The organism is Myxacorys chilensis (assembly GCF_059505265.1).
In genome coordinates this window covers 1-12,803 of record NZ_JCACKG010000099.1, presented here as the reverse complement: position 1 = coordinate 12,803, position 12,803 = coordinate 1, and the positions used below count along the sequence as shown (strand labels likewise).

Sequence of the window (12,803 nt, the reverse complement as noted above, 5' to 3'; positions counted from 1 at the left end):
AGTAGATACGCTTAAATCTTTTGTGCTTCTGTCCGAACTAAAGGGGTCACTTCAGATATCACTCTCCTTGCAACTGGTTCTAGTTGAATTGACAGTTTAGACACTGCTTGTAGATGGCAGAAGTGCTTAGGCTGCTTGAGAAACCATCTTAGTGCTTCTACTCCAACCCCTGTGGAAACTGTTTTAGAAATTTCCAAACATACGCTATTGGGATCAGCTAAGAGAACTTCCGTCCAATTACGTAATAGGTAAGCAATTAAGAGGTCTCGCTCGCGCCCATAGTAGAAATCTATAGATGGCAAACTTCGACCACTAAACACTTTCGATAGTAGTGCCGCTTCAAATAAACCTATCGGCAAGTCATTTGTAGCTGGTAATGCCCATAACTCTCTCGCTTTTATTTGACTAACTGGAGCATCTTTGGTAAACATTTCATTGACTAAGCTGATTAAAAGAGTGATGACAACATCTTGATTCATTTGTCTTACTCGTTCAGCTTTTAAGTATATTATTTGCTCTAACAGTTCAGGCTCGTCTAATATCTCCGGCAAATTCTTGTCTTTGAAGATCTCCATTCTGATTCGTAGAATGAACGGATTATCAATCGTCAAGTGCGCTGATGGAACTTGCACATTGTATACACGAGCATACACCTCGTAAGCTTTCTGAACCTCTGTAATGTCGTACTTCTGGATTTCAACAGTGCTGAAATCTTTATTCAGTTTTTCAGGTGCTATTTCAAAAAGTGGAATTGCCGCTTTTTCAATGGAAGCCGCATCTGCGATGTAAGAGGGGTTTCCCACATCATCAAGTAACAATCGATTCGCAGATGTATTGGTCAAGCTAATGGCAATTTGAATCTCATCGCAAGCCAGCCTCTCACTCCCTCTATCAATTGCACGAGCTAATTCTTGACTAGCCTCATTCCATCCATCAATAAAAATAATTAGTCTTTGTCCAACTCGTTGAATGATTCGAGTCAATCGATGAATAATCTGATGCGCTGCACTATTATCGTGAATAATCCACTCAAAGTCCTCGCGAATCTCTTCTAGTAAATCTTGTTGTATCCTGATCGCTGGATAAAACAAGCAAGGGATTCCACTCTCAAGCTTCTCTTCCACAGCACGACAGACGAAATTTGTCTTTCCAACTTGGGGTTCACCTGCCAAAACCACCACTCTCCGTTTTTCGCGGTCGATGCGTTTAGCAAAATCTTGTTTAGCTTGATTCCGTTCAATGTAGAGTGCAGGAATATACTTTTTCCCACTGTACGGATCATCATCCCGCAGAGGGCGCATCCGATAGGCAACTTGAGCGCGGCAAAACTCGATTAAATTGCTTGGGGATAACGAGACAAAGGTTTCCAATGCTGCTGAACGTAAAGCGATGTCATCAGTAGTGACACGAAAACCATTTTGTACGTAGGGATGGCTTGTAGGAACTTGAATATCGTTGATTAGTTCGCTTGAGATGCTGTCATAAATTCGAGTTTCATTACCATTAGTCAACACGACAAAAGGTGCAATACCGCCCACACGTAATAAACGTGCATAGGATATTCCTTGTTCCTTTGCGCTTTCATCTAATGGTTCACCTGGTGCTTTCACTTCAACGATGAGTAGATTTCTACCATCACAGCTTCGCACTACAATATCTGCTCTTGGACGAAACACAGGTGAACGGACGGGTTCATCGGAGCCAACCCGCAGAATTCCTCTTCCTAAACGAATCTCGAAAGAAAATTCAACTGAGATGCTTTCCGCAGTAAAACCATGATCTGCTAACCAAACGGCTACGACTCTGGTTCTAACATCTTCTTCAGATAACAATACCTGCCGTGGAGCTTGCATTCTCGATTCAGGCTATCAAGTAAGATTGGCTACATCAATTATATTGATCTAACAGTTTGATGAGATTTGTCATTCCCTTCTTTGTCGGCGTTCCCTCTGGCGTGAATGCCCAAACTTCCTGCTTGTGTTGCATTCCGTAACTGATGTGAATCGGTCGATCGCTGCCATAGAAATACAACGAATCAAACGGCAATCGCTGTTCCAGAATCCACTCTACGAGGCGATCACTCTCCAAATCCACAATCCGAAAATCGCAGGCAGCCCCTAGGCGATCGCAGTAGTACCTCCCATTCCGATTCACCTCATGCGCCATATGCTGATCTCGACTAGGGTCAACTCGTCCATTCTTAATCCCTGTCTCCGGGTCTTTCTGGCTTAAAAAGCGTTTCAGGTCTTTTGAGCAGAAACCGTAGGTAAGCTGGAATCGCTCTTTGCCAAAATGGTCGATGATGGGGTCAAGCAGATGCTGACAGAGTGCTTGCAATGCTGGAATCGTTTCCTCTGTGTTTTGAGGATAGGGGTTGATGCGAGCACGTCCCCGTGTAGCGAAGCTATCGACAAACTTCCGGTAAGTCTTAGTACAGGTACAAAAATCTTCCAGGCTAAGATAGCGACCTAGCATCATAGGCTGCATTATCAATATTTCCGTTGCAGGGGTTTTAGTTCACCTTAACAAGCTCTGACGATTGCGTTTCATAACCTGAGTTCGGGTTAAGCCGGAAGGGAGCATCCCAAATGTGCAAACTTGAAGCGAATGGCATAAGGTGAAGGGATTCTCATGTCAGGAGTAGAGCCAATGACTCCAGATCAACAAGCCCTACTGAAAGAAAGTGTCAGAATTAAGACTTAAATCTTGAGCGAAATCCACGTCTTCTGATCGTGTGGGAACTGGCTTGAAACTGGACACCCATCCTGATTTGAGAATTGTCCCCACTGTCACTCCGCGCTCACCACTCAACTCAAACGCCCCACCCGCCTCGGCTATCACACGTTCTATTGTCGGGAGTGCCTGTCGAGCTTCAATGAACGCGCAGGCACGCGGTTTAACTTTCTAGAAGTGCCGACTGACATCGTGTTTCAGGTCTTGATGTGCCGATTGCGTTACAAGCTGAGCCTGCGGGATGTGGCAGAATTTTTTCTGCTGTGAGGGTTCGAGTTCATGCCTGAAACGGTGCGGCATTGAGAAGAGCGATTTGCACCTCTGGTTGCCGAGCAATTGCGGACAAAGCGCACGGGAACGATGGGTGAAACCTAGCACGTAGACGAAACCTACATCCGAGTCCAAGGCAGGTGGTGCTACTTGTATCGAGCGATGGACGAAGACGGCAACTTAGTGGACTCGCTGCTGCGAGAGCACCGGGACATGGAATCGGCACAAGCGTTTTTCGAGCAAGCTTTAGGAGTGGCACAAACGGCACCACATCGAGTGGTGCCAGATGGAATGGCATCCTACCGGCGTGCCATTCCAGAAGTTCTGGGTGAAGCGGTCATCCCTGAACCGGGGAGTTGTTTAGACAATCCAATCGAGCAAGACCATCGGGGAATCAAGCACCGTTATTATCCGATGCTAGGCTTTGGGACATTTGAGTCAGCAAAGCGATTCTGTGCTGCGTTTGAGGAAGTGCGACAGTATTTGCGCACACGCTCTGCGTGAGCCGAAGGCATCGCGTACCCAAATGACAGAATTCGTGTCTCTATCTGTGCGACGAACTTTGTTCGTTGAGCGAGTGCAGGCGTTAGAAGTGATGTTCCAATCGACTTAATCGAAATAGTTCAGAAAGCATTCCTTTTCTTGCAAATGCAGCCTTGTTTTTAGATCTTTTGTAGCTTCAATTCTGACACTTTCGCATAAAGTATGAGCGTAGCTGAATTGCTCCTTCTGCAAATTAATATCCATGCAGTGGCTCCCTCCGAAAAACTCTTTCAACTGCACGGCACTCGAAAATCGATCGCAGCGAAAACTGACGGTCACTTTACTACAGATCGGTTTGCTCAGAAATCTCAGATTTAGGGATTGGGGTAAATTTGGGGTAAAGGGGTGATCAGTGCGCTAGAATCCTTGCAAGATGAAGTTGGAATACACCTTGCCCAGGTGTATATCGACCAAACAGGAAAGATTAAATCGAATCGCACTTCATCACCTTAATCGAGTCGCGTTTATTCGAGTTGCTAAGATTGACCTCTGCGCCGTGAGACTGCTTGGGTTTTGCCTTGCACTCATAGAATGCGAGTGCATGCCGTTAGCTGTCATTCGGTTCATCAGACTCGACCAACATCAACTCTACGTTCGGGTACTTGCCAATAATTTCTACAATCCAGTCATACACGGTCGGTCCCTGTTCTCGCAGCGCTGGGCGCAATGCCCAAGCCGTCTTTATTAGCACAGTGGGCGGACAATCGCGTAACCGTTGTGTGAGCTGACGAACCGTTTCAGCATAGCCTAGCCTGGTTCGGGCAATGTCCACATGGTACCAGACCAATCGGAACGTCGGGGGCAGCAGTCTGTGATTGCCAGATAGAATTTCATCAAGGTCATCGAGACTCTCGCCCCAAGGTTGCCTATCCAACAACACTTGACCGATCTCGCTGTAGAACAGTTCAAGCGTCGTGGTATGACGACCATCCAGGACATACTTAGGTTTCACAGCGTTTCGATCAACAGCAATACGAGGGTTAGATCGCAGCATACCGAAACTTTGACGACTTGTGTGAATCAGAAAATAATTTGTAGTCATCGGTGCTACTGCATCAAAATGCCTGACGATCGTGGTAATGACAAGCAGAGGGAATGATCGGATGACATGGCGTACAAGCTTGGGCGAGCGAGTGCTCGAAGGGGTCGAAGCAGCGCTGTACTTGGCGGCAATGCAAGATGCAGTCAAGTCGCTGCAAGAGACGCTCGATTTGGAAGAATTAGAAGTCATGAGCGGCGATGACACGTTTGACTTCGCCACCGCTGAGCAGAAGATCGTCCTACTTCACGCTTGTTTGGCGGCTCTGCTCAAATCAGGAATCGAGCCACCCAGCTTGACAAACACGCTCGAAGCCGCCGCCTATTTTCCGTTTGCTTTCCTCCGGGTACGACTCGAAGACGAGATTCTGGTGAATCGAGAGGGTTGGTTTGACGAGGAAGGTGCCGATCTCAAATATCACTATCGTCGGCTTGTCTGGAGTGCGATCGAGCAGTACGTGTTGCCAAGATGGAAAGCGGCTGAGGAGGAGTATGGAGAAGATGAGGCTGTCGCGACGTTTAGCATAGCTTCCGACAATCTCGAATTGTGGCATGACGCGATCAAGGAACTGGTTGATCGTAGTTTCTGGGACAGAGATTGGATGGTGAATTCGGGCGATGCTGAAGGTTTGGATGATGTGGATGACTCGTTAAGCGAAGCGGTCGGGTTAGAGGATTACTTCACCGATCGACTTCCAGCCGTTAGCGCAGAACAGGTGACTGCTGCCCTAGCTAAAATTCAAGGCTGGAAAATAAAAGAATCGTCTTGAGTGAAGCTTGAGTTTAAAGATTCTCTTCCGCAATCTTCCTTTACAGAAATATTTCCTATAAAGCTATCTCTCTGCGAGATAAAATAGCGTTTGCCTCAAATTCCTCCAAAATTTGTCAATAATCCCTGAAAATTCAGGATTGGGGTAAGGATTGGGGTAAAGTTGTTTAGACAACGAGAAGCAAAGCTTAGAAGTATTACAGGGTAAGCATTCTAAAAACTAGACCTACTGATTTGTAATCAGCCGGTCGCAAGTTCGAGTCTTGTCACCAGCTTTCAGGAAATGTTGTACGTTCGCACATTAAATGTCGCAATTCGCAAATTGATGTCGTTCTTGGCAATTTTTGGCACCTTGACTGTAATTTCGCACATTAATGAATGTCGCTGATCGCTGAATCCTTGCTATTCGTAAATTCAATGTCGCATTCTTCCAAGAAGGACGTTAGTCTGTGTCCAATCTCGATCAATACTCAGTTACGAATCGAGTTAGATTAGATCTGTTGGGAAACAAGGGATAATAACCAGCAGTGCGCGATGTTCTACCCATGCTGAATCTAGACTGCATTTTCAACCAGGATCGCCTACTACGCGCAATGACAGGTCTAAACTGCAAAGCGTTTGAGGCACTCCTGCTCGATTTTGCACAAGCTTATGAGCAAAGTCGAGTCAAACCGGAGGTAAACCGCAAGCCTGCTGTTGGAGGCGGACGAAAAGCAACATGACGAATCAGTCGTGAAAAGTTGTTTTACATCCTGTTGTACTGCAAATGTTATCCCACGTTTACTTGATGAGTGTGTTGTTTGACTTTGACCGCTCCTGTGCATAGGACTGGGTGGACGGACTGTTGCCTGTGTTGGAGCAGACGTTAGGCGACAAACAGGTTTTGCCAGAGCGCAAGTTGCGAAACCTGGAGGAATTTCTCGACCGCTTTTGCGAGGTCAAAGCAGTCATTTTAGATGGGACAGAACGACCGATGCAGCGTCCAAAAGACTCAGCACAGCAGCAGGAGTATTACTCTGGCAAGAAGAAGCGCCATACTCGTAAGCCCATCACAGGGAGCACGCGAAAAAAGCGGGTGATTCTGCTGACTCAGGCAAGAGGTGGCAGGATGCATGACAAACGGCAGTTGGATAAAGCAGGCTTGGTAGAACACATCCCGGATGAAGTTGCGATCGAGGGAGATTTAGGATTTCAAGGATTACAAAAGGAGTTTAACAACGTTCATCTGCCGCACAAAAAGTCGAAGGGCAAGGAATTGAGCGAACAACAGAAGCAGGAGAATCAAGAATTGAGTCATCAGAGTCAAATGTGAACATGCCTATGCAGGCATCAAGCGATATCGGGCAGTAACGGATGTCTATCGCAATCGTGTGCCTGATTTCGATGACCGTTTGATGCCCAATGCCGCAGGCTTGTGGAACTTCTATCTGGATGCCGCATGAATTGGAGGAGAATTGGAAAAACTTTGTCCCAAAGCCAGTTTATTTCCCAACAAATCTATTGAGAAAAAGGAATGACTTCTTAACTTAGCCTGCAAATATCTACTGTGCTGTTCTCGCCTAAATCATTCACTAACTAGGCAACGACGTATCATTAAACCTCAGTAGATGATGAGCGTTGAGGATTGGACAGTTAGATATGAAAAAAAAATCGATGGCGCTGGTACTGCAAACCGGAGTTGCGCTGAGCCTAGGACTATTGCCCGTTGCATTATACCCAAAGCCTGCTTCTAGTGCAGAGCGGCTGACTTTTTCCTATGCACCACTCGAATTTTATGTTTTTGTAGACGATTTAGAAACGTTTGCAAACAAGGGAACCGTAACGAGCGAATTTGCCTTTATTGCTCGTCGCTTGAGTTCAACCCAATTAGCAGAACTCCGCCAAGCCTTACAGCAACGGTTGAATTACGGCCCAGTAGTCGTCTCTCGTGCGGCTTATACACAAATGGTCGAAACGCTCATTCAGCGATTGGGCAAGGTTATCCTCAGCGATCGCCAAAGTAATGGATTTCATGCCATTCGAGCAGCGGTAATTTTGGCCGCTGCCGATCGAACAAATGGGTTAACCCTGATCAACGTGATGCGGCACTTCCCCAACCGAGAGATTCGCGTAGACATCAGGGCAGTGCTTCAGTTCACCAAGGAGTTTGCTGAGCGATCGCGCTACAGAGATAGGGTGGTGAGCGCGATCGCTCAACAAGCGGATCGAGAAGCAGCAGCCCAAGCCTCGGTTGATTTTTCTCGCATGTCAGACTTGCGCCAACCTGGTTTGAGCAAGGTGATCAAGAAAACATTGACGTTCACGATCAACGAGAGTCGGCCTACACCGCTAGGCGTAACGAAGCCCTACCCACTCTTGGTTGATTTCTATCTACCTGAAAACAGTTCTCAGCCTGCTCCTCTTGTTGTCTATTCTCATGGTTTTGGGGCAAAGCGATTCAATAACGAGTATGTCGCCAGACATCTCGCATCCCACGGAATTGCAGTTGCGCTTCCTGAACACATTGGTAGCAATTTAGAATATCGTCGAGCGTTTCTAGCAGGTCAACTGAGTGATGTGATTAGCCCGGTTGAGTTCATCAGTCGAGCATCAGATATTACCTATTTACTGGATGAACTAGAGCGTTTGGTAATAACTGATGCAGATTGGAAGGCAAGACTCGATTTACAAAAGGTTGGCGTGATGGGAGCTTCCTTTGGTGGCACAACCGCACTCTCGATCGCGGGAGCAGAAATCAACGAGGCGCAGTTAAAAACAGAATGTCAACCTGAAACCTTTTTGTTCAGCGCGTCTTTGCCGCTTCAGTGTTATGCAAAATCATTGTCCCCTACCCAGAAAAGCCTCCGTGACCCACGGGTGAAAGCAGTGCTGGCGGCATACCCACTTACAAGTGCGATTTATGGAGAAGAAGGGATGGGAAAAGTGGCAATTCCTACCCTGATTGTATCGGGGAGCCATGATATTTTGATGAGTCCTGCGATCGACGACCAAATTCACCCGTTTGCGTGGGTAAACACACCTCAGAAATATCTGGCGGTGCTGGTTCCGGGGACTCATTACTCTAGTAGCGAGGATCAGTACATCGATAAACTACCAGACTTTATGCGCGGCCCAAGTCCCGCCACAGGTCGGGATTATCTTAGAGCGTTAAGTGTCGCGTTTTTTCAGGTACATTTGAGCGATCGCAAAGCTTACCTGCCGTATTTGAACCAGGCGTATGCCAAAACAATTACCCAGCCCGAGCTACGTCTTAGCATCATTCAATCCCTACCTTCAATAATCTGCAACCGCGATCGCTTTAATCGATCGGTAAAGTACTGTGTTCAGGAAACGCAGTCCGCAAAAGAACCCTAAGAGCAAATGGATTAGAACCTCACCTGTCCCCGTTCTGCTGGGCTTTGTGATCTTGTAGTTTCTTGTCTGTGTGATTTCTTGTGTGATTGTTTAAAGGTTAAATAATGGAAATTCAATCAACGCTTCGCAGCAGTATGAAGGAATTAACTCCTGCCAATGTTCAGCATTTCTTGCATCAAGATAAACCAGTTTGGAATGCGATCGCATTCCTGTATACCTTTGGAAGCTATGCTGGTGGAATTGCGCTAGTCCTTCAGGATAACGGCTGGTTCAATGCTGTAGGCGTTTTGTTACTGATGCATAGCCTGATCATTTCTGCCTATTTAACTCATGAACTAATGCACGGAACGATCTTTGACAGCATGAAGTGGAATGCGATCGCGGGCAATGTCATGCTGTGGCTGAATGGTGGTTGCTATGCTCGCTTTCAAGACTTAACCAAGCTACATATCGATCACCATATTGCTCGCGTTGATTTTTGCCAATTTGATCTAGCAGCATTCTTAAAGGCTCTACCTGCGTTTATCCGAATGCTATTGTTAGTATTGGAATGGATGTATATTCCTGTATTAGCATTTTTGCCACGATTCCAAGCGATTTCTGCCCCTTTCCGGATTTATGAACGCAAGCCTGAACGAACGCGAGTTTTATTAACGTTGATAACGCGAGTTGCGTTATTCATAACGTTAGGATTAATATCTCTAAAAGCATTGCTGTTCTATTTTCTAGCCTACATTGGTATGATTACGGTACTGCGATTTGTAGATGCTTTTCAGCATACTTATGAGGTTTTTCCGATTGGAACTTCGTTACCAAAGCGCGATCGCGCTCATGAACAAACAAATACATTCTCGAATCTGGTTTCTCAGCGCTATTGGTGGTTAAATTTGTTGTTGCTCAATTTTGGCTATCACAATGCTCATCATGCATTAATGAAGTGTCCCTGGCATCGTTTACACGAACTCGATCGCGACCTCTATTTTGGCAACGAGGTGCATTACATCACCTTGCCTCAACTGTTGAGGAACTACCATCGCTTCCGGCTACAGCGCATTTTTTCAGGACAAGGAACAGTCATTGACGATCAAGGACATCCTAATTTAGAAACATTCTACGGTGGAATTGAAGTTTCTTTTTTAGTGTTGCCATCCTGAGTTTACTCGATTAGCTGCTTTGGAGGATTGCTAACTCTTTGGATTAACAGATTGGATTAACAGATTGGAGCAACAGATTGAAGTAACAGATTTGAGCAACAGTCGATGCATCCAAATTCAGTGATTCAATTTGTCTCTACTCATTCATCTCTATCAATTCATCTCTGAACGCGGCACCTATGAACAAGTCATTCAAACACAGTCAGTTCACTCGACAGTTCACCCGAAGACAAGCGCTTTGGTTTGCCACCAGCGCGATCGCGAGCGTTGGTTTGCACGCCTGTCGTTCTTCTACCTCTTCAAGCACGGCCTCGTCTCCTAATTCTTCTACGACTGCGCTCACCTTGGGCCTTAATACTTGGATTGGTTTCACTCCTCTATACATTGCTCTAGCGAAGGGATTCTTCAAAGACTCAGGGCTAGATTTGAAACTGCAAGTCCTTGAATCTACCTTCGCCGGATTTCCAGCGTTTTTGTCAGGAAAGCTAGACGGACTTGCTCTCGTGTCCTCAGAGGCCATCACCTTGGCTGCTAAAGGAGGAGAGTTCAAAATTGTGACGGTTGGAGATACCTCTGTCGGTGCAGATGTTGTTTTAGCACGCAACAGTATTGCCAGCATTCAAGACTTTAAGGGCAAAAAAATTGGTGCAGAACTCGGCGGAATTGGACATTTCTTCGTGCTGCAAGTTTTAGCAGAAGCGGGCTTGAGTGAGAACGACGTGACGATCGTCAATGTTCTTCCCGATGCAGCGGCGGCAGCGTTCCAGAAGGGCGATCTCGACATTGCCTACTCGTTTTCTCCATTTAGCGATCAGGCACTGAAAGCACAGAAAGATGGGCGAGTAATCTACAGTTCTAAGCAGAAGCCGACCGCGATCGCAGATTTGTATGTTTTCAGCAATCAGGTGATCCAGTCCAACCCAAACGCAGTGGCGGCGTTTAATGAAGGTCATTTCAAAGGCGTGGAATTTCTTAAAGCCAATCCTCAAGAAGGGCTGGCGATTATGGCAAAGCAACTCAACGTGACGCCAGATGAGCTAGCACAGCAACTTCAAGGCATTCAAATTCCTAATCTGGCAACGAATCTAACCCTGCTAGAAAATTCCAGTAGTGATGCGTCATTATTGAAACCACTGACCAATTTAGCGACATTTCTGAAGAATCAAAACAAGGTTCCAGCCGTTCCTGATATGTCTAAGTTTATCGATCCGCAATTTGTTACAGCGTTGAGTGCAAAAGCGAAATGAGTTCTAGTGTGCTAATTCAAACTCGTCAACATCCGTTTGCGATCGCGCTTGATCGCACGGCTCTACTGGTGATCGATCTGCAAAATGATTTTTGTCATCCCGACGGATTTTGCAGCAGTGTCATGGGTGCTGATATTGCAGCCGTTCGCAACGTCATTCCCCGAATTCAGACCGTGATCGATTGGGCAAGACAGCATGGAGTGTTAGTGATCTACACAAGAGAGAGTCATAAACCTGATCTTTCAGATGCCGCGCCATCCAAAAAACTGCGCTACGAGAATGCAGGCTATCCGCTCGGTGCTCCTGGAAAATTAGGACGATTTTTGATTCAAGGAGAGCGAGGATGCGCTTTAATTGACGAGTTGCAGCCCCTAGAGACAGAACTGCAACTCGATAAACCTGCTCACTCGGCGTTTGTTTCAACAGCTCTTGAAGCGGTTCTTCGTCAGCATGACATCACTCATTTGCTGTTTACAGGAATCACCACAGAATGCTGTGTTTTGGGAAGCTATCGACACGCCAGTGATTTAGGATTTTATGGCTTATTATTGGAAGATTGTTGCGCGGCTTTGAGTCCCCAGGAGCATCAAGCGGCGATCGACGTATTGCTCGGCGAAAATGGAGCGATCGGTTGGGTCACGTCCTCCGATCGCGTGTTGGCATTGCAGTAGACTGTAGTAAACAATTGCTTTCTGATACTTTCTGATTAATTTTAGAATTGCGACTGTTAAGGAACTGACATTCGTTTGAATTCGATGGGATTAATCGTAGTTCAACGTGTCATGCAATACTGGCATCAGCGCTATAAGGATTACGTTAGGATCTTTTGGTCAGCCGTAAAGACTGCTTTTATCGATCGATCATGAGGGGTTGCGAGAATGAAGGAAAAGCGTGTCAGTCAATGCTGGTTTTCTACCCAAAAAATCAATGACTTACTCTACTTGATCACCGAACCCCATTACTACTGGTGGAATCGAGCTAACCTTTGGTTGATCAAAGGACGCGATCGCGATCTGCTAATCGACACGGGGTTAGGGGTATCCAGCTTACGTCAGCATATTGCATCTCTGATTGATAAACCGTTGTTAGCGATCGCATCTCACATTCATTTTGATCATGCTGGTGGAATGCACGAGTTTGAGCATCGCGCCATTCACGCTGCAGAAGCCGATGCTTTGCGAACCGGAGACGACTACGAAGCGCTATGTTCCTCTGCACAAGGCTTTGTTTTAGAGGAGCATTTTGATCAGTTACCGACTCCTGAGTTTACCGTTGAGCAATACACGCTTCGAGGAGCAGAACCCACCCAAATTTTACAAGAAGGCGATGTGTTGGATTTAGGCGATCGCGCGTTTGAGGTGTTGCATCTGCCAGGGCACTCTCCTGGATGCATCGGATTATATGACTCGCAGGCTCAAGATCTGTTTTCTGGCGATGTGATTTACGATGGCGATTTATTAGACGAACTTCATTGCAGTCACATTCCCACTTACATTTCAAGTTATGAACGTTTGCAAAATCTTTCCATTGAAACGGTGTATCCAGGGCATTACCAAATCTTTGGTAAAGAGCGCTATCAGCAAATTCTTGTGGAGTATTTAGAGGCAAGAAGAACACCTGGTTGCCCCTCCGATCGCATCTCAAAAGATGGCGGTGTTGCATAATAGAGGATGATGCATCAAGGAGGATTCCTGA

The 12,803-nt window shown here is 46.3% G+C and carries 12 protein-coding genes and 1 pseudogene; 10 read left to right on the top strand and 3 right to left on the bottom strand.

Annotated features, from left to right (window positions below):
- Nucleotides 1-11 precede the first annotated feature (11 nt).
- Together AC5JLB_RS07690 and AC5JLB_RS07685 are read right to left on the bottom strand one after the other, a co-directional pair.
- Entirely contained in the window at nt 12-1,853 is a 1,842-nt protein-coding gene (locus tag AC5JLB_RS07690; RefSeq protein WP_495873245.1) for a type I restriction enzyme HsdR N-terminal domain-containing protein, read from the bottom strand.
- Nucleotides 1,854-1,887: 34 nt separating this feature from the next.
- On the bottom strand, nt 1,888-2,487 hold the full coding sequence (locus AC5JLB_RS07685) for a hypothetical protein (RefSeq protein ID WP_495873244.1): 600 nt from the start codon (nt 2,485-2,487) through the stop codon (nt 1,888-1,890).
- A gap of 633 nt (nt 2,488-3,120) precedes the next feature.
- On the opposite strand from AC5JLB_RS07685, the pseudogene AC5JLB_RS07680 reads away from it, so the two are divergent.
- Both AC5JLB_RS07680 and AC5JLB_RS07675 read left to right on the top strand, forming a co-directional pair.
- Nucleotides 3,121-3,507, top strand: a pseudogene (locus AC5JLB_RS07680) (IS6 family transposase); the annotation flags it as partial.
- Nucleotides 3,508-3,708: 201 nt separating this feature from the next.
- Nucleotides 3,709-3,864, top strand: a complete 156-nt coding sequence (locus AC5JLB_RS07675) for a hypothetical protein (RefSeq protein ID WP_495873243.1) — start codon at nt 3,709-3,711, stop codon at nt 3,862-3,864.
- A 229-nt stretch (nt 3,865-4,093) separates the two neighbouring features.
- On the opposite strand, the gene AC5JLB_RS07670 is transcribed toward AC5JLB_RS07675, so the two are convergent.
- Nucleotides 4,094-4,588, bottom strand: a complete 495-nt coding sequence (locus AC5JLB_RS07670) for a barstar family protein (protein ID WP_495873242.1) — start codon at nt 4,586-4,588, stop codon at nt 4,094-4,096.
- Nucleotides 4,589-4,649: 61 nt separating this feature from the next.
- On the opposite strand from AC5JLB_RS07670, the gene AC5JLB_RS07665 reads away from it, so the two are divergent.
- From AC5JLB_RS07665 to AC5JLB_RS07630, 8 genes are all read left to right on the top strand, one after another.
- Nucleotides 4,650-5,354 (top strand): hypothetical protein, encoded by a 705-nt coding sequence (locus AC5JLB_RS07665; protein WP_495873241.1) that lies wholly within the window; start codon nt 4,650-4,652, stop codon nt 5,352-5,354.
- Nucleotides 5,355-5,946: 592 nt separating this feature from the next.
- Nucleotides 5,947-6,075 carry a hypothetical protein gene (locus AC5JLB_RS07660; RefSeq protein WP_495873240.1) on the top strand — a complete coding sequence of 43 codons (129 nt, stop codon included), beginning with the start codon at nt 5,947-5,949 and terminating at the stop codon, nt 6,073-6,075.
- Nucleotides 6,076-6,185: 110 nt separating this feature from the next.
- Complete coding sequence (locus AC5JLB_RS07655; RefSeq protein WP_495873239.1) at nt 6,186-6,665, top strand: transposase family protein; 480 nt, start codon at nt 6,186-6,188, stop codon at nt 6,663-6,665.
- Between the two features lie 326 nt (nt 6,666-6,991).
- Nucleotides 6,992-8,707, top strand: coding sequence for an alpha/beta hydrolase (locus AC5JLB_RS07650; RefSeq protein ID WP_495873238.1), 1,716 nt, complete (start codon nt 6,992-6,994; stop codon nt 8,705-8,707).
- A 104-nt stretch (nt 8,708-8,811) separates the two neighbouring features.
- A complete protein-coding gene (locus AC5JLB_RS07645; protein WP_495873237.1) occupies nt 8,812-9,861 on the top strand; it encodes a fatty acid desaturase family protein in 1,050 nt (349 codons plus the stop codon).
- Nucleotides 9,862-10,040: 179 nt separating this feature from the next.
- On the top strand, nt 10,041-11,108 hold the full coding sequence (locus AC5JLB_RS07640; RefSeq protein ID WP_495873236.1) for an ABC transporter substrate-binding protein: 1,068 nt from the start codon (nt 10,041-10,043) through the stop codon (nt 11,106-11,108).
- Nucleotides 11,105-11,779 (top strand): cysteine hydrolase family protein, encoded by a 675-nt coding sequence (locus tag AC5JLB_RS07635; RefSeq protein ID WP_495873235.1) that lies wholly within the window; start codon nt 11,105-11,107, stop codon nt 11,777-11,779. Before AC5JLB_RS07640 ends, AC5JLB_RS07635 begins: the two co-directional genes overlap by 4 nt.
- A 207-nt stretch (nt 11,780-11,986) precedes the next feature.
- Nucleotides 11,987-12,772, top strand: a complete 786-nt coding sequence (locus AC5JLB_RS07630; protein ID WP_495873234.1) for an MBL fold metallo-hydrolase — start codon at nt 11,987-11,989, stop codon at nt 12,770-12,772.
- Nucleotides 12,773-12,803: the final 31 nt, after the last annotated feature.